The organism is Pseudomonas sp. GV105 (assembly GCF_003058185.1).
Lineage (GTDB): Bacteria > Pseudomonadota > Gammaproteobacteria > Pseudomonadales > Pseudomonadaceae > Aquipseudomonas > Aquipseudomonas veronii.
Genome location: NZ_QBUF01000018.1, coordinates 101659 through 119561, shown reverse-complemented (window position 1 = coordinate 119561; position 17903 = coordinate 101659). Strand labels below are relative to the sequence as shown.

The window sequence follows — 17903 nt, the reverse complement described above, 5'->3', positions numbered from 1 at the left end:
AGTCACTGGTAGGAGAGTCCGTTGGACTGCGAGAAGTGGACGACAACGTGTGGGACATGTACCTATGTAACTATCCACTGGGTAGGCTAGACAGCAGTGCAAGCCGGCTGTCCAGCACCCAGAAACGTAAAGGATGTCCCCGGTCTCGTTTGTAAAGGATGTCTCCGTCTGTACACCCCGATGGCGATGGGCCAGACAACACTGCTCAAGCGGACCACCACCATCGCAGGCAAACCACCTCCCACACTGGATCTGCGTCGTCTGGAGCAGCGTGTGCGCAATACAGGTAAACTCCCCTCCTTTTCATCTTCTCCACGGAGCTCGCCTTGCGTCTGTTTCACACCTCCGACTGGCACCTTGGGCAAAACCTGCATGGCCAGGAGCGCGACTTCGAACACGCCTGTTTCCTCGAGTGGCTGCTGCGTCAGCTCGGCGCGCACGCGCCGGACGTGCTGTTGATCGCCGGCGATATCTTCGACACGGTCAACCCGCCGCTCAAGGCCCAGGAGCGGCTGTACGATTTCATCATCAGCGCCCACGAACAAAACCCCAACCTCACGATTGTGATGATCGCCGGCAACCACGACTCCGGCTCGCGCATCGAACTGCCCGCGCCGTTGATGCGCCGTTTGCGCACCCATGCCCTGGGCCGGGTGTTGTGGCTCGATGACGGGCAACTGGATACCGAGCGGTTGCTGATCCCGCTGCCCGGCGCCGACGGCAAGATCGCCGCCTGGTGCCTGGCGCTGCCGTTCCTGCGCCCGGCGGAAGTCACCGGGGCGCAACTGGGCGACGATTACCTGCGCGGTATCGGCCAAGTGCATGAGTGGCTGATTGCCGCAGCCAACGCCAAACGCGAGCCCGGCCAGGCGCTGGTTGCCATCAGCCATGCACATATGGCCGGCGGTTCGGTGTCGGAAGACTCCGAGCGCAGCCTGATCATCGGCAACGCCGAAGCGCTGCCCGCCAGCCTGTTTGACGCCAGCGTCAGCTATGTCGCCCTCGGCCATCTGCACAAGCCGCAGCGGGTCAACGGCGAGGAGCGCATTCGCTACAGCGGTTCGCCGATTCCGTTGTCGTTTTCCGAAATCGGCTACCAACACCAGATTCTCGACGTGACGTTCGACGGCGCAACCCTGCTCAGCGTCGAACCGCGCCTGATCCCGCGCGCGGTCAACCTGCAACGCCTGGAAGCCGCGCCACTGACCGATATCCTCAAGCAGCTCGGCGACTTGCCGGACATCGACCTGCTCGCCGAAACCCAACGCCAGCCGTGGCTGGAAGTGCGCGTGCGCCTCGACGAGCCGCAACCCGACCTGCGCCAGCAAATTGAAACCGCCCTGCAAGGCAAGGCCGTGCGCCTGGTGCGTATCGCTGCCGAGTACGCCGGCAAACGCGGCAGCGACGACACCGACAACGAGCGCCTGATCGAACTCGACCAGCTCACCCCCCAGGAGCTGTTCAGCCGCGCCTGGCAGGACAACTACGGCAGTGAAGTGGATGAACAGACCTTGAAGGACTTCGCGGTGCTGCTCCAGGAAGTGCAACAGGAGGGCGAACAGCCATGAAGATCCTCGCCATCCGCCTGAAAAACCTCGCCTCCCTCGCGGGCCCGTTTGAGATCGACTTTACCGCCGAGCCCCTGGCCAGCGCCGGGTTGTTCGCGATTACCGGGCCGACCGGCGCCGGCAAAAGTACTCTGCTCGACGCGCTGTGCCTGGCGCTGTTCGGTGCCGTGCCACGCCTGGGCGATACCGGCCAGGCCAAGATGCCCGACGCCGACAGCGATATTTCCATCGGCGACCCGCGCACGTTGCTGCGACGCGGCACCGGCGGCGGGTATGCCGAGGTCGACTTTGTCGGCGTCAACGGCCGCCGCTACCGTGCGCGCTGGGAAGCCAACCGCGCCCGCGACAAAGCCAGCGGCAAGTTGCAGAACAGCCGGCAAAGCCTGATCGACCTGGACAGCGACCAGTTGCTGGCGAGCCAGAAAACCGAATACAAGACCCAGCTGGAGTTGGCCCTGGGCCTGAACTTCGAACAGTTCACCCGCGCGGTGCTGCTGGCGCAGAGCGAGTTCAGCGCCTTCCTCAAGGCCAACGACAACGAGCGCAGCGAACTGCTGGAAAAGCTCACCGACACCGCGCTCTACACCCAACTCGGCCGTCGCGCCTTCGACAAGGCCAAGGACGCCAAGGACGCCCACAAACAACTACAGGACCAGGCCACCGGCGTGGAACCCCTGGCCGAGCAAGCCCGCGCCGAGCTGGACCAACAATTGGCCCACGCGCAGCAACAGTTCAAAACCGAGCAAGCCCAGCTCAAGCAGCTGGAGCTGCAGCACACCTGGCTCAAGGAACTGCGCGAATGGCAGGAGCGCAAGCTCAGTGCCGTCGAACAGTTGCAACAAGCCCAGCAACACTGGGACAGCCAAGGCCCGCAGCGCGAGGACTTGAGCCGCCTGGAACAGTTGGCGCCGCAGCGCCATCACTTCGCGCGCCAGGCTGAGCTCGACACCTTGCTCACGCCGCTGGCCGCGCACATTCAAGCGCAGATCGAGCAGCAAACCGATCTGCATGGCCGCCAGGAGCAAGCCCTACAACAGCAGGCATCGGCCCAAACAGCGCTGGCCGCGGCCCTGCAAGCTCAGGCCGACGCCGGGCCTTTGCTGCGCCAGGCCTTCGAGGAACAAAACACCCTCGCCCACCTGAACAAGGAACTGGCCAAGCGCAACGAGGACCAGCAACAGCACGAAACGGCCTGCGCCGAAGGTCAGGCCTTGCTCAAGGGCTTGCAGGAAAAACACACCCACGTCGCCGAGCGCCTGCAACGCCTGGCCGCCGGCCTGGAACGCAGCGCCGCCCTCGCGCCGTTGAGCGAGGCCTGGAACGCCTACCGCGACCGCCTGCAACAACTGATGCTGATCGGCAATCGCCTGAACAAAGGTCAGGCCGAACTGCCGCAGCTTGAACAGCGCTCCACCGCCGCCGCCGAGAAGTTCGCCCAACAACGCGATGCCCTCGACCTGCTGTACCAGGAGGCCGGCGCCGAACCTCACGCCGTCGCCGAGCAGATCCAGTTACTCGCCAACCTGCTGCAAGACAATCGCAAGCAGCAACGCGCCTTCGAAGACCTCACCCGGCTGTGGGACAACCAGCAACAGCTGGACCAGCAAGCCAGCGTGTTGACGCAAAAACTCGCGGACGCGCAACAACAACGCGATCAGTTGAACCAGACCGGCCTGCACACCAAAGCCGAACTCACGCGCGCCGAACAGACCCTGACGGTGACCAAGCAACTGCTGGAGCGCCAGCGCCTGGCCCGCAGTGCCAGTGTCGAGGAGTTGCGCGGGCAATTGCAGGATGACCAGCCCTGCCCGGTGTGCGGCAGCCAAGCGCATCCGTATCACCAACCCGAAGCGTTGCTGCACAGCCTCGGTCGCCACGACGAAAACGAAGAGGCGATGGCGCAGAAAGCCGTCGACAGCCTCAAGGAAAAACTCACCGAGCTGCGCGGTGAAGTCGGCGGTTTGATCGCCCAGCAAAAGGAATTCCTGCAGCAACAGGAGCAACTGGCAATCCAACAGCAAGCCCTGGCGCCGAGCCTGGACGCACACCCGCTGGCGGCTGCGCTGTTCAATCAGGAGGCGGCCCGGCGCAGCGCCTGGCTGGCCCAGCAGCTCAGTCAACTGACGCAAAACATCACCCAGGACGAGCAACGCCAAGGCGCCTTGCTCAACCTGCAACAAAACGCCGGGCGCCTGCAGCAACAGCTGCAAGCCGCCCAGGACGCCAGCCAGCAGGCGCGCCAGTTACTGATCGACCAGCAACGCGAACTGGCCAACGACCGCGAACGCCTCGACGAAGAACTGCAGGCGTTCGCCAGCCTGTTGCCGACCGAGACACTCGAGGGCCTGCGCAGCGAACCGGCGGCGACCTTCGTGCAGTTGGACCAACAGGTCGGTCAGCGCCTCGAACAGTTGGCCCATCAGCGCGATGAACTGGCCGAGCAACAAGCGCGTCAGCAGGCGATCGAGAAAGAACACACCCATCAGCAACATCGCCAGCAGCAACTCGACGCATTGCGCCAGCAGGTCAGCGAACTGGCCGCCCAGCAACACGCGGCCCAGGAAAAACTCACCCGCCTGCTCGGTGAACACCCACGCGCCGAAGACTGGCAACAGCAACTCGAACAGGCCGTGGCGCAGTCTCGGCAAAGCGAAGCCGACGCCAATCAACAGCTGCAGGACATCCGCAACGCCTTGATCCAACTGGCCGCCGACCTCAAGGCCCAGCAAGACCGCCAGCACACGCTGCACGCCGAACAACACGCGCTCGCGACGCGCTTGGGCGAGTGGCGCGCCCTGCACCCCGACCTGGACGACGCCGGGCTCAAGCGCCTGCTGGCCTTGGACGAGGCCCATGCCAGCGCACTGCGCCAGCAACTGCACAACAGCGAAAAAGCCGTCGAGCAAGCCCGGGTTCTGCTGCAAGAGCGCGAACAACGCCTGGCCGAGCACCAGGCGCTGCACAACGGCAACCTCGACGCCGAACAGCTGGACGCCCAACTGGCCACGCTCAACCAGCAACTGGCCGAGGGCGAAAAACACTGCGCCGAACTGCGCGCGCGGCAATCCGAAGACCAGCGCCGCCAGGACGCCAACCACGCCCTGGCCGAACAGATCACCAAGGCTTATGAAGAATGGCAACGCTGGGCGCGCCTCAACGCGCTGATCGGCTCGGCCACCGGCGACACCTTCCGCAAGATCGCCCAGGCCTACAACCTCGATTTGCTGGTACACCACGCCAACGTGCAACTGCGCCAACTGGTGCGCCGCTACCGCCTCAAACGCGGCGGCAGCATGCTCGGCCTGCTGGTGATGGACACGGAAATGGGCGACGAACTGCGCTCAGTGCATTCGTTGTCCGGCGGCGAGACGTTCCTCGTCTCCCTGGCGCTGGCGCTGGGCCTGGCATCGATGGCCTCGAGTACCTTGAAGATCGAGTCGCTGTTTATCGACGAAGGTTTCGGCAGCCTCGACCCGGAATCCCTGCAATTGGCCATGGACGCGCTGGACGGCCTGCAAGCCCAGGGCCGCAAGGTGGCGGTGATTTCCCACGTACAGGAAATGCACGAGCGCATTCCGGTGCAGATCCAGGTCAAGCGTCAGGGCAATGGTTTGAGCACCGTGGAGGTGAAGTGAGCGAGGCGCTGCTGTACTCGTTTCGCCGTTGCCCCTACGCGATGCGCGCCCGCCTGGCCCTGCGCTATTGCGGCGTGCCGGTGCGGATTGTCGAAGTCAGCCTCAAGGCCAAGCCGGCCGAGATGCTCGCGCTGTCGCCCAAAGGCACGGTGCCGGTGTTGAGCGTCGACGGTCGGGTGATCGACGAAAGCCTGGACATCATGCGCTGGGCCTTAGCGCAAAACGATCCGCAAGACTGGTTGCTACAGGGTGATCCCGCGGTGCAGGCGCTGATTGCCGAGAATGACCTGGGCTTCAAACATCACTTGAATCGCTACAAGTATGCCGAGCGCTACCCGGAGCGGCCGATGGAAGCGTATCGGGCCGACGGTGAGGTGTTTTTGCAGAAGCTGGAGGCGTTGCTGGCTGACCGTGCGTATTTGCTCGCCGATCATCCAAGCCTTGCGGATATGGCTGTGGCGCCGTTTGTGCGGCAGTTTGCCCATGTCGATCGGGAGTGGTTTGCGCGCACCTCATATCGACGGGTGCAGGCGTGGTTGCAGTGGTTTCTGGACTCGCCGCTGTTTATCGCGGTGATGGCCAAGCCTGAATCTGCCTGAATCGATGTGGGAGCGGGCGCGCCGGCTCCCACAGGGCGCTCAGTACTGGGTTTTGTGATCCAGTGCGGCGTAGAAGTTGGCACTCTGTTGCAGGTATTTCTGGGTGTAGGCGCTGGTGCTGGATTGTTTGCCGATGATGTTCACGCTGGCCGCAGCTGGCAGTGCAACAGTGGCGGAAACAGCGGAGGCGGCGATGATCGAGAAGAGATTGAAGTTCATGTCGGTAACCCTTGTGTTCGTTTGGTTGAGTGGCCGGGGAGGCCTTGGAACTCAACTTACGCCCGAGGGTTGGACCTTAGAAATGCTTTGAAACAGTAGCTGTTATTAATCGAATTAATAAAGAGGATCAGGCCCCGCTGTGCGGGGCCTGTGGCTTATTGACGCACCAGGAACTTGAGGTCGCTGGGCGCATCGATCGGTAGTTTTTGCACGGTTTTGCCGAGCAGGCCGGTGTGTGGATCGCGTTCGATCACCACGATTTCATTGCTTTTCTGGTTGGCGACCAGCAGGAACTTGCCGCTCGGGTCCAGGCTGAACTCGCGCGGATGGTCGCCGTCCACGGAACGGCGCTGCAGTTCCTTGAGATGCGCGGTCGCCGGATCAATGCTGAACACCAGCAACTGATTGGCGGTGCCGCGATTGCTCACGTACAGGAACTTGCCATCGCTGGAAGCATGCAGCGCCGCGCCGGCCTTGTCGGACACCGGTTGCCCGGCGGCGAAGTCCACCAGCTGGGTTTGGTTGAGCGTGCCGTCGTGGTAATCGAACACCGCGACCTGAGCGCTCATCTCGGTGGTCAGCCAGGCATGCTTGCCGTCCGCGCTGAACAGCAAATGCCGCGGGCCGCTGCCCGGCGGCAAAGGCACCGATGCCGGGTTGGCCGGGGTCAGGGGCTGCTCAGGGTTGGCCTTGGGATCGTAGCGGTAGGCAAACACCTTGTCCGCGCCGAGGTCCTGCACAAACACATACTTGCCATCCGGCGCCGGCACCACCGAATGCACATGGTTGGACGCCTGGCGTTGCGGGTTGACCCGGCTCGCCGGGTGCCCGCTCAACTGCACGGGCGCCGCCAGTTTGCCTTGGGCGTCCAGCGGCAGAATCGCCAGGCTGCCGCCCGGGTCTTCAAGCACCGAATAGTTGGCGACGAACAGGTAGCGGCCATCGGCGGCCACGCTGGAATGCGTCGGCTCGCTGCCCAGGCTTTGAACCTGATTGATCAGCGTGAGCTGATGGTTCTGCGGGTCGATGCGGTAGCTGCTGACGCGACCGACCGCGTCCTGTTGGCCGGGGCCGTTTTCATTGACGACAAACAGATGCTGCTGGTCCTTGGAGACCGTCAGCCAGGACGGGTTGGCCGTTTTTGCCGCCAATACCGGCTTGCCCTGGAACCGCCCGGTGCGGCTGTCGAATTGCAGGCGATAGATCCCTTCGCTGCTGCCGGCGGTGTAGCTGCCGACCAACAGTTCATGGGTGTCGGCCGGTGCGGCCTGTGCCGACATCGCCCCGACGCTGCCCGCGATCAACAAGGGCCAGAATTTACGCATCAGCATCCGCTTCATCCTCTTCATTATTATTGGCGGTGATTGCGCTCATGCAGACCAGACGGTGCTCGCCCACATCACCGGTCAGCGTCCAGCTTTGCAGAGTCTCATCGAAGACCGCGGCCTGCAGCTGTTCCAGACTGAAACTCCAGCGTTTTTGCGCACGGCCATCCATGGCGATGATCAGCAGCTTTTTTTCATCCAGTGCGAACTCGAAGGCATGCAGCCCGTCGATTTCAAGCATGTCGCTGGTGGCAAGGACGGCCGTCAAAGTAGTAGTCATCACAGTCTTTCATCAGGTTCAAAGGGCTAATGATAGGCCACTTTGCCGCCAGGACCTAAAACCATAACCGGCTACCGCATCGGCGCCACACCGCGGATTACCGTGCAAGGGCACGTCTTTATTCAACGTAAAGGAATACCCATGCCAGACCGCAATCCCCCCCTCGCCGCCGACCCGCTGCGGGAAGCGCTTGAAGCCCAGTTTCTCAAGCGTCCGACACTGCGCGCAGTCACCGCGCAGATGCTGGCGCGCAACCTGGCGGAGAAATATCCGCCGTTGACACACCCCCTCGCCGACCTGCGACTGGCCGTACCCCGTGACGGTGGCGGGCGGGCGTTGCTGCCGTTGCTGGAGGTCGCGCTGAACCATCTCGCCGACGGCAGCTTTCCCGATGTGTCGACGCGCCACGGCCTGGATAGCTACTTGAGCGATGCCAGCGGCACGCGGCTCGGTTATCCGGCCAATGGCGCCCACGCCTATGATCTTGACGTCATCGAAGCCGTCATTCGCGAACTGCCGTCGCTGCTGTTTATCGGCTTCCAAGACGCCATGGCCACCTATTGGGGCGAAGACAGCGACGCCGGCGGTAGCCGCTGGAAATGGCTGGCCGACGTGCTGCAAGGCACGCTGCTCGACGCCGCCGCACGCCACGCCCAACCGCTGGACATCCTCAATACCCTGGCGCGCTACCCAGACCGTGCCACCCGCGCACGCCGCCCGGCCCCCGACAACGCGATTCATGCCTATACGCTAGAGGCGCACCTGACGCGCGCAGGCAGCCTGCTCACGCTGCAAGCGAGCGACCTGCTGGTGGTGTGCCGCGAGCAGGTGTTGCTGTGCCGTCTGTCCGGCGCAATCGAGGCCTACCCTGACCTGGACGCCTTCGGCCAGGCCTGGGCCGACCACCTGCAACAGCGCTTCAGCGTCGACAGCATCACCTGGCAGCAGTACGAACCCGACGGCAATATTTTCGAGGTCCAGGCCGCGCTGATCCTCAACCAGCAATTGGAGGACCTGGCCGCCCTGCAACTCCCGGCCAACAGCACGGTGCAGGCCTTGGAACAACAGTTTGCCGCCATCACCCAACCGGCGCGGTTTTTCGCCAGCGCCCGCGGCACGGCGCTGGTCACCCTGGCGTCCCTCCAGGCCGCCCTGCCCGACTGGCTGCAACGCGCCAGCGCCGCCGACCGCCTGGCTTACCGCGAATGCCTGCTTGAACAGGCCGGGATCAAGCGCCAGACCCTCGGCGATTCCGACTTCGATGGCCTGGAAACCCTGCATAGCTATGCCGCCGAGCACTTGAACCATCAACTGTGCCTGGATCGCGCTGTCGCCCTGGGCGGCCAGCGTACCTGCAACGACGCGGCACGCGCTGCCGGCTACCGGGCCGACGAGTTGACCCTGACCTTTCATGTCGCGGTGGGCAGCCTTGCAGGTGGTTACCTCGCGCCGGTATCCATGAGCCTGGTGGACCTGGCGCTGAAGAACCTGTCGGGAAGCCCCAGAGGCCGCATGACGCTCAGCCATCGCAGCGGCCGGGCGCTCGAAGCGTGGTTGACGCCCGCCTACGTGCTGCAACTGGTCCAGCGTGTGGACATCGGCAACAACTATCCCGCCTACCTGCGCCGGGAACTGATGGGCGACACCGCCGCCGCGCGCAAACGCCAGCGGCTGTTCAACCAACAGCGGCCCCTGCACCTGAAAACCCAGGCGCTGGAGCACGCGCTCCGCGGCGAAGCCGGCCTGACCGCGCGCGGCGCGCGCTGTGTGCGGGCACTGCTCGCAACCAACCCGCTGGCACGCCGGGTCGATGGCGACGAAATAGTCATCCGCCCCCTGGCCTTTCTGCGCACGCCGGCAGCCACGGCGGACGTGGCGCAGAACATGTTCATCATCGAACCTCTCGACACCCGGCTGGGGCCGCACCTGCTGTACCGTCCGGCCTATCGCGACGCGCTGCTCGAGTTCAGCAGCCGCGAACACCTGCTGGCGGCCATTGTGCAACCCGGTGCGCTACAGGACAGCGTGCTGACCTGGCTGCCCGACCCGGCCAGGGCGATCTACAGCAACGGCGGGTTCAGCCAGCCGCACATCCTGCGCATCGGCATCGGTTCGGAGTTCGACCGGCTGCCCGAGGTGCCCAAACCCGCAGAATTGGCGCCAGCCGGCGATGCGAGCGGCGACGAAATCCTGCAAGCGCTCAACCACGGCAGCCTGATGGACTATCTGTTCGGCTGCGAAACCCGCCAGTTGCTGGACCAGGCCGAGCGCGAATCGACCTCGAATGCGCAAAGCCGCTGGGCGTTGATCCTCGAAGGCATGCAATTGGGCTTCAACACCTTGTTGATGGCCGTGCGCGGCCCCCTGGCGACGATCGGCTGGCTGATCCAGGCGACGCAAAGCCTGACCCAGGACCTGCCGGCACTGGAGAGTCCTGACCCTACGGCGAAAGAGCTGGCGTGGGTCGACCTGCTGCTCAACATCGGCATGCTGCTGGTGCATCAAGGCCCCCTCAGCGCGCACAGTGCCAGCCCGCCGCTCGACGAACAGCCCGTCACGCGCACGCCCTTCCGACGCCCGCCCGGCCTGGCAACCCGCCATGCAGCGGCGGTCGAACGCGGCGTCATCGGCCTGCCCAGCGAACCACCCGGCGGTGGCCGCACGCCGTTGGACTTCGACCATTCGTTGGCCGGCGACACCGCCGCGGCCGCGCTGCTGGAGAAACTGCGCGCCGTCAACGTGCCGTGGCCCGTGCCCGCTCCCGCGCCACTCGACACCGGGCCTCACCAAGGCTTGTACCGCATCAACGGCCTGTGGCATGCCTCGGTGGCCGGGCTGTTATTCAGGGTCAGCATCGTCCCGGGTTTTGCTGACGTGTTCATCGTTCATCCGCAAAAACCCGAACATCCCGGGATTTTGCTGAGAACCGATGGCAACGGCCATTGGTCGCTGGACCGCGGGCTCAAACTGCTGGGTGGCGGGCCCAAGCGCCTGGCCGCCTTGCGCGAAGAAAACCTGCGCAAGAAACAAGAAGTGCTCGCCCGGGTGCAAGTGCTCAGTGAAGACATGCAGCACCTGATGGCGCCATTCCAGGCAGCGAGCACGCAGATATCACCCGCCCTGGACGCCTTGGTCAAACAACGCAAAACCGCGCAGTTGGTGTGGAACCTGCTGCAAAAAGCCAGCGACCAGCAAAGGCCCGCCCTGGAAACACGGCATCAGCGCGAAACCCTCAAGCATCAGCAATTGCGCACCGAATTCCAGATTCTGCTGGAGAACCTGGAATTGCTGTTTGCCCAATCACTGGCCCCGCGCCTGGAGATGGTCAAGCTCGGCGTAGAACTGGAAAAAGTCGGCGGCGCCGGCGTGCATGTGCATGACCGCGCAAAAATCCTCAAGACGGTCTGGGACCAACAACTGTTTATCCACGAGATGCTCCTGGGCCGGTTGAATGCCATGCGCTTTTCCGGCGCGGGCGAACCCATGGCACGAATGGCGCGCCGCATGTTCGTGAATAACTTGCTCGGCGACTCGACGGTCTACGACGAATACGTGCGCAACGCCACCGAGTCAGCAAACATCCGCCAGCACATGGCCGAGGTTTCCGTTGCGATGGAAACCACCCTGGAACAGCTGGAAAACGATTCGCTGGCGGGGCGCACGATACGCCAGGAGTTGCTGGCACAGATCGAATACCCGCAGAACTTTTTCCCCGACAACCTGCGGCTCAACGCCCTCGACTACCTGGCCGTCAGCAGCGTGGAGATGACCGATGTACGCCTGCCACCGCAGGAAGAGCTGTACGTCAAACGCCTGGAGCAAACCGACCTGAGCGCGGCGCTGCTGTCTCACGTCGAAGTGCGCAGCAGCACCGAATACACCCTGGTCGAACAACGGCAGGTGTACGAGAGCGTGCTGAAAAAGTACCGCCGTTATGAAGAGGCGATCCGCGTACTCAAGGCGCTCAACCCGAGCCGCCTGCGCCCGCAGGCCGAACGTCTGCTGGCGGGCCTCGAATACGCCCAGGCGCTGGCGAACAGCGAGCTGGAATCGGTGGTGCGCAAGCAGGAAGCGTTGGAGGTGGTGCTGCCGCTGTCGAAAACCCTGCGCGCCAAGGCGCCGACAAAGCGCGTGTTCAAGACCCGCAAAAAAGAGTATTTGATCGGCGAACTCAAGCCGGCCGATGCGCAGAACGCCGAGGAGCACTTCACCCTCACCGATACGCTGACCGGTGAAGCCGTTGCCTCTTTCAACAAGCACGCGGACGGCTGGGCGACCACCGCCGAACCGCCTTCCCAAGCCCCCACGCAGCCCCCGCGAGGCCGCACGCTGGCGACCCTCAAAGGTTTGGCCCAGACGCTGATCGAACAGCGCCGCGACATTGAACGCGTCATTACCGCCGACCGGCAAAAGCTCGATTCGCCGCGCACACGCCAACAGGTCAACCCGGGCGACTGGGATGAGCTGCTCAGCGGGCACGCGGACAAGCTCACCGCGCTGGCCGAGGAAATCCAGCGCGACCACCTCGACAAACCCTCGGCCCAGGACCTGATCGACGAGTACCAGGCCCAGGCCCGCGATATGCTGCGGCTGGCGGAACGGGTGTGCAGCGAGGGCTACAAGCGTCAATGGCCGACCCAGGAGAGCCTCGAGTATCTGTGGCAACACCAGCAGATCGATATCAACCTGACCAGCCTGGCCGACCCGCAACGGCCGACCCTCAGTGGCGATTTCTTCACCGAATACGCGGTGTATGACAAAGCGAAAAAACCGCCGACGGTGCTGTGGTATGCCCACTTCCATTACGCCAGCGCCGACGCCCCGCCCGCGCGCTATACCCGCGCCCATCTGAAACTGGCGGAGCAGCGCAAATACACGCAGAAGGATTTGCTCAAGCAACACGTCCAGAGCAGCTTGCGCAACCCCCAGGAGCCGGGCGCCGAGCCGATCAGGCGGATTGTCTACGTATTGATCACGCCGCCGGTGGATCAGTTGTTCCTGGCGATCGCGCCCATACCGCGCGCAACCCGGTGAGCGCAGTGTGACGTTGCAGGTGGGGGCGCAACCGCCCCCACCGCTGCACTCAGTGGGCGAACAGCGAATTGCCTTTCTGCCCGGCCAACTTCTCCGGTTTGATCAGGAACCGCGCCAGCGCCGGCAGCAGCCACAGCGCGCCGAACATGTTCCACAGCAGCATGAAGGTCAGCATCAGGCCCATGTCGGCCTGGAACTTGATCGCCGAGAAGATCCAGGTACACACGCCGATCGCCAGGCACAACCCGGTGAACAGCACCGCCTTGCCTGTGGACTTGAGCGTCTGGTAGTACGCCTCTTGCAACGGCAGGCCAGCGCGCAGGAAACTTTCCAGACGGCTGTAGATGTAAATGCCGTAGTCCACGCCGATGCCCACGCCAAGGGCCACCACCGGCAAGGTCGCGACCTTGACGCCGATGCCCATGAACGCCATCAGCGCGTTGCCCAGCACCGAGGTCAGCACCAGCGGCAGCACGATGCACAGGGTCGCCGCCCAGGAGCGGAAGGTGATCATGCACATGGTCGCCACGCACAGGTACACCAGGATCAGGATGGTCAGCTCCGACTCCTTGATCACCTCGTTGGTGGCGGCCTCGATCCCGGCGTTACCGGCGGCGAGGATGAACTCCAGGCCGTCCTTGTTGTTTTCCTTGGCGAAGTCCTGCACCGCATGCACGGCGCGGTCGAGGGTTTCGGCCTTGTGGTCGTTGAGGAACACCAGCACCGGCGCCAGGGAGCAGTTGTTGTTGTACAGGCCATCGGCGCGGGCGATGGAGTTGTTCAGCACATCCGGGTTGCGCGACAGGGTTTCCCATTTCAGGTTGCCCTCGTTCATGCCCTTGATCATCTGCTTGGACACGGTCACCAGCGAGATCGCCGACTGCACGCCCTCGGTGTTCTGCATCTTCCACATCAACTGGTCGATGGGCGCCATGGCTTCATAGCGCGAGCAGCCTTCGGCCTTGGTCTTGACCATCACCACCAGCACGTCGGAACTGGTGGAGTAGTTGTTGATGATGAAGTTGTTGTCCTTGTTGTAGCGCGAGTCCGGGCGTAGCTCCGGCGCGCCCTGGTCCAAGTCGCCGATCTTGAGGTGCTGGCTGTACCAGAGGCCGCCGCTGAACGCGACCAGCGCCAGGGCGACGGAAATCGGCGCGACCTTCGGGTTGGCGAAATTCGACAACAGGCGCCAGAACGGGTGTTCGCGATTCGCGTCTTTCTTGCTCCTGGCCACGGCGCGCTTGCTGATGCCCGCGTAGGAAATCGCCACCGGCAGCAGGATCAGGTTGGTAAACACGATCACCGCCACGCCGATGGACGCGCCGATGGCCAGTTCCCGGATCACCCCGATGTCGATGATCAGCAGGGTAATGAAACCCACCGCATCCGCCAGAATCGCGATCATCCCCGGCAGGAACAGTTGCCGGAAGGTACGCCGTGCGGCAGTCAGCGCATTGTCCGCGTCGCTCGATTGCAGGGCGATACCGTTGATCTTCTGCACGCCGTGGGAAATACCGATGGCGAAGATCAGGAACGGCACCAGCATCGAATACGGATCGAGCCCGAAGCCGAAGAAGTGCATCAGGCCGAGTTGCCAGACCACCGCCACCAGCGTCGTGCTCAACACCGCGACGGTGCTGCGCAGGCAGTTGGTGAACCACAGCAACAGCACCAGCGTGATGACGAAGGCAACGCCGAAGAACAACACGACCATCACCAGCCCGTCGATCAGGTCGCCGACCTTCTTGGCGAAACCGACGATGTGGATCTTGACGTTGGGGTTCTGCGCTTCGAACTTGGTGCGGATCTTGTCTTCCAGTTCATGGGAGAACTGCCGATAGTCCAGCGCCAGCAACTTGCCCTGGTCCTGCGGGTCCGGGTAGGACTCCAGCAGCGGGATGTCGACGATGCTCGACTTGAAGTCGTTGGACACCAGGCGCCCGACCTGGCCGGACTTGAGCACGTTGTTGCGCAGTTGATCGAGGCTTTGCGGCGAGCCGTTGTAGCTCTGCGGGATCACTTCACCGCCGGCGAAGCCTTCCTCGGTGACTTCGGTCCAGCGCACGCTGGGGCTCCACAGCGACTTGAGGCCCGAGCGGTCGACGCCAGAGATGTAGAACACCTCGTCGTTGATCTGCCGCAGGGTCTCCATGTAGTCCTTGGTGAAGATGTCACCGTCCTTGGCCTCTACCGAGATACGCACCGTGTTGCCCAGGTTGGCCAGGTCGTTGCGGTGTTCCATCATCTTTTCGATGAAGGGGTGCTTGAGCGGGATCATCTTTTCAAAGCTGGTGGAGGGGCGAATCAACGTCGCCTGCCAGAACAGGAAAATACTCACCAGCAGGCAGATGACGATCACTGCCGGGCGGTTGTTGAAGATCAGGCGCTCAAGAAAGGTCGCTTTATCGTTGTGATGACTGCTCATTCTTTCCCCGCCTTCTTATTGTTTTGTGGGTTCGGCGCCGGTTGGCGTAGCAACACGAACACCCCCCTGCCCGACCAGAATCAAGTTGCCATTGCCCGCCGCCGTCACCGCCGAGAGTGAAATACGGTCCGGGCGATTGAATACGCTGAAGGTCTGGCCGTCGTCATGGCTGACCACCACGCTGCCGCCGTTACCGACCACCACCAGCGCGCCGTCATCGAGCAAGGTCGCCCCGGACAAGCCGAACTCCAGGGCGCCGCGCGCCGCATTCAGTTCGACCTGCTCCCAGGTGCTGCCGAAATCCGTGGAGCGGTACAGGTTGCCACGCAAGCCGTAGGCCAACAGGGTGTGCGGCTGGGCGGTGCCGATCACGCCGAACAGTGAACCCTCGTAGGGGCCTTCGAGTTTTTCCCAGGTCTGGCCGTCGTCGCTGGAGCGGAACATGCTGCCCTGCTCACCGACGATAAACAGGCCGGCGTCCTTGATCTGGGCAATAGCGTTGAGGTGGAACTGGTCTTCGTTGTCGAGGCGTTCGCTGACGTCTTCCCAGGTTTTACCACCGTCGGTGGTTTCGATCAGCGCCCCGTAGGCGCCGACGGCCAGGCCGTGGTTGGCGTCGTTGAACCAGACGTCGAGCAACGGCGCTTCGCGCTTGAGGTCCTGGTATTGCTGGGCCCAGGTGGCGCCGCCGTCGACGCTGGCGAGGATCTGCGCATCGTGGCCGACGGCCCAGCCGTGTTTGTCATCGACAAAAAACACCGCCGTGAGCAGTTGGCGGGTGGGGACTTTGGCTTGGGTCCAGGTGCTGCCCTGGTCATCGGAATAGAGGATGTGCCCGCGATCACCGACCGCCACCAGGCGCGAGCCCGCGTGGACCACGTCGATCATCAGGCCCTTGGCGGCCTTGGGGGATTCAATTGCAAACACCGGCTGTGCGGCGGTATCGCTGGCTGCCAACAGCGGTGGCGACAACGCGGCACCGGCCAGCAACGAGAGCGCTGTGGCCAGCAACGCAACCCTGCGTGCGGCGCGTGGGCGGCAAACAACCCAACCCATGACAGGCTCACTCATAGACCTTTCTCCCATTTATTATTGTTAGGTCGTCTTACCTTCCCGGGCTCTGAAACCTGCAATCTAGAGCGCCTGGAGGAAGTAGGGGCCATCCTATCGGGCTTTCGAATCGTCTGACAATCGGCGCTACGTTATCTTTTGTTAACTGGCGGCTTTTAACCCTGCGCTGAATATAACCACATCAACTGCAATGATATCGCCGCAGAAATGAATTATTTTTTCCACATATTGAATTATAAGAATTTATATTCCATTAATGGCCTCCCTGAAAACAATAATCCAAAGGAGCACGGCTATGCGCAAACTCGGAATCGGCCTGATCGGCACAGGCTTCATGGGCCGCGCCCATGCCCTGGCGTTCAATAACGCCCGCACGGTATTCGAGCTGCCGGTCAGCCTCAAACTGGCCGCCCTGGCCGATGCCGACACCGAACGCGCCCAGCGCTGCGCCGATGCCTGGGGATTTGCCCAGGCCCATGGCGACTGGCAAGCGCTGGTCAACGACCCCACGGTCGATGTGGTAGCGATCACCACACCGAACCATTTGCACTACCCCATGGCCATGGCCGCGCTCGCCGCGGGCAAGGCGGTGTACTGCGAAAAACCGCTGGCGGTCAGCCTGGCGCAGGCCGACGCCATGCGCCACGCCGCGAGTGCGGCGGGCGTGGTGACGCGGGTCGGCTACAACTACCAGCACAACCCGATGATCGGGTGGGCAAAGCAGATCATCGCCAACGGCGAATTGGGCGAAATCATCAGTTTCCAGGGTGAGTTCAGCGAAGACTTCATGGCCGACCCGGCTTCACCCTGGTCGTGGCGCTGTGAGGTGGAACATGCCGGTGGCGCCCTGGCAGACCTGGGCAGCCACTTGCTGTCGATGGCACGCTATCTGGTGGGCGATGTGGTCAGCGTATGCGCCGATACGCAGACCGTGCATGCACAGCGCCCCGCCGTCAAAGGCGGCGACACACTCAAGTCGATTGCCGTGGACGACCAGGTACACGCCCTGCTGCGTTTCGCCAACGGCGCGCGCGGCACGGTGAGCAGCAGTTGGCTCAAGCACGGTTACAAGAACCACCTGGCGTTTGAAATCAGCGGGACGCAAGGCTCATTGGCCTTCGATCAGGAGCGCTTGAACGAACTGCGCCTGTGCCGCAAGGGCCAGGACGGCTTCCAACGCCTGCTGGCCGGCCCCGCCCTGCCCGGCTACGCGGCGTTCAGCCCGGCCGCCGGCCATCAGTTGGGCTACAACGAATTGAAGACGCTGGAAGTGCACGAGTTGATTCTGGCAGTGACCGGCCAGGGCGCGGACGGCAGCGACTTCGACGCGGCGTGGGCGGTCGAGCGGCTGGCGACGGCGATTCGCGTGGCGGCTCGCGAACAACGCTGGGTCAATGTGAACTCGGTCTGAAATGTGGGAGGGGGCTTGCCCCCGATGGCGGTGGATCAGTCGATAGGCTCGGTGACTTCAACTCCGCTATCGGGGCAAGCCCCCTCCCACATTTAGATCACCTAGAGATTCAAGTTAGCGCAGCGCGCGGAGCAGCACCTTGCCCACTGTGGTCTTGGGCAGCTCGGCGGTTTCCTTGGGCCGCGTGGGCGGTCGAGCGGCTGGCGACGGCGATTCGCGTGGCGGCTCGCGAACAACGCTGGGTCAATGTGAACTCGGTCTGAAATGTGGGAGGGGGCTTGCCCCCGATGGCGGTGGATCAGTCGATAGGCTCGGTGACTTCAACTCCGCTATCGG

Annotated in this window: 10 protein-coding genes; 5 read left to right on the top strand and 5 right to left on the bottom strand. The window is 63.3% G+C overall.

Annotated features, from left to right (window positions below; genetic code table 11):
• Positions 1 to 326: 326 nt before the first annotated feature.
• From C8K66_RS27705 to C8K66_RS27695, 3 genes are read left to right on the top strand one after another with little or no spacing between them, the layout of a single operon-like run.
• A complete protein-coding gene (locus C8K66_RS27705) occupies positions 327 to 1568 on the top strand; it encodes an exonuclease SbcCD subunit D C-terminal domain-containing protein (protein WP_108526576.1) in 1242 nt (413 codons plus the stop codon).
• Positions 1565 to 5203, top strand: coding sequence for an AAA family ATPase (locus C8K66_RS27700; protein ID WP_108526574.1), 3639 nt, complete (start codon positions 1565 to 1567; stop codon positions 5201 to 5203). Before C8K66_RS27705 ends, C8K66_RS27700 begins: the two co-directional genes overlap by 4 nt.
• A complete protein-coding gene (locus C8K66_RS27695) occupies positions 5200 to 5802 on the top strand; it encodes a glutathione S-transferase (protein WP_108526572.1) in 603 nt (200 codons plus the stop codon). Before C8K66_RS27700 ends, C8K66_RS27695 begins: the two co-directional genes overlap by 4 nt.
• Positions 5803 to 5841: 39 nt before the next feature.
• On the opposite strand, the gene C8K66_RS27690 is transcribed toward C8K66_RS27695, so the two are convergent.
• The 3 genes from C8K66_RS27690 to C8K66_RS27680 form a co-directional block, all read right to left on the bottom strand.
• Entirely contained in the window at positions 5842 to 6021 is a 180-nt protein-coding gene (locus C8K66_RS27690) for a hypothetical protein (protein ID WP_046383659.1), read from the bottom strand.
• 155 nt (positions 6022 to 6176) lie between these two features.
• The gene (locus tag C8K66_RS27685) at positions 6177 to 7352 is read right to left on the bottom strand and encodes a lactonase family protein (protein ID WP_108526570.1); all 1176 of its coding nucleotides are present in this window, start codon (positions 7350 to 7352) and stop codon (positions 6177 to 6179) included.
• The gene (locus C8K66_RS27680) at positions 7339 to 7626 is read right to left on the bottom strand and encodes a DUF5629 family protein (RefSeq protein ID WP_046383661.1); all 288 of its coding nucleotides are present in this window, start codon (positions 7624 to 7626) and stop codon (positions 7339 to 7341) included. Before C8K66_RS27680 ends, C8K66_RS27685 begins: the two co-directional genes overlap by 14 nt.
• A gap of 141 nt (positions 7627 to 7767) precedes the next feature.
• Between C8K66_RS27680 and C8K66_RS27675 the strand changes: the two genes are divergently transcribed.
• On the top strand, positions 7768 to 12660 hold the full coding sequence (locus tag C8K66_RS27675; protein ID WP_108526568.1) for a DUF6543 domain-containing protein: 4893 nt from the start codon (positions 7768 to 7770) through the stop codon (positions 12658 to 12660).
• 49 nt (positions 12661 to 12709) lie between these two features.
• Here C8K66_RS27675 and C8K66_RS27670 read toward each other — a convergent pair whose 3' ends face one another.
• Together C8K66_RS27670 and C8K66_RS27665 are read right to left on the bottom strand one after the other, a co-directional pair.
• Positions 12710 to 15085: an RND family transporter gene (locus tag C8K66_RS27670; RefSeq protein ID WP_046490929.1), complete on the bottom strand. Its 2376-nt coding sequence runs from the start codon at positions 15083 to 15085 to the stop codon at positions 12710 to 12712.
• 15 nt (positions 15086 to 15100) lie between these two features.
• On the bottom strand, positions 15101 to 16141 hold the full coding sequence (locus C8K66_RS27665; protein ID WP_169865359.1) for a YCF48-related protein: 1041 nt from the start codon (positions 16139 to 16141) through the stop codon (positions 15101 to 15103).
• Positions 16142 to 16451: 310 nt separating this feature from the next.
• On the opposite strand from C8K66_RS27665, the gene C8K66_RS27660 reads away from it, so the two are divergent.
• Entirely contained in the window at positions 16452 to 17567 is a 1116-nt protein-coding gene (locus tag C8K66_RS27660; protein ID WP_108526566.1) for a Gfo/Idh/MocA family protein, read from the top strand.
• The last annotated feature ends 336 nt before the right edge of the window (positions 17568 to 17903 follow it).

Excerpts from the sequence above, each read along its gene's own strand:
- C8K66_RS27700 (WP_108526574.1), top strand. The coding sequence starts at position 1,565 with ATGAAGATCCTCGCCATCCGCCTGAAAAACCTCGCCTCCCTCGCGGGC.
- C8K66_RS27690 (WP_046383659.1), bottom strand. The coding sequence starts at position 6,021 with ATGAACTTCAATCTCTTCTCGATCATCGCCGCCTCCGCTGTTTCCGCC.
- C8K66_RS27685 (WP_108526570.1), bottom strand. The coding sequence starts at position 7,352 with ATGCTGATGCGTAAATTCTGGCCCTTGTTGATCGCGGGCAGCGTCGGG.
- C8K66_RS27680 (WP_046383661.1), bottom strand. The coding sequence starts at position 7,626 with ATGACTACTACTTTGACGGCCGTCCTTGCCACCAGCGACATGCTTGAA.
- C8K66_RS27675 (WP_108526568.1), top strand. The coding sequence starts at position 7,768 with ATGCCAGACCGCAATCCCCCCCTCGCCGCCGACCCGCTGCGGGAAGCG.
- C8K66_RS27670 (WP_046490929.1), bottom strand. The coding sequence starts at position 15,085 with ATGAGCAGTCATCACAACGATAAAGCGACCTTTCTTGAGCGCCTGATC.
- C8K66_RS27665 (WP_169865359.1), bottom strand. The coding sequence starts at position 16,141 with ATGGGTTGGGTTGTTTGCCGCCCACGCGCCGCACGCAGGGTTGCGTTG.
- C8K66_RS27660 (WP_108526566.1), top strand. The coding sequence starts at position 16,452 with ATGCGCAAACTCGGAATCGGCCTGATCGGCACAGGCTTCATGGGCCGC.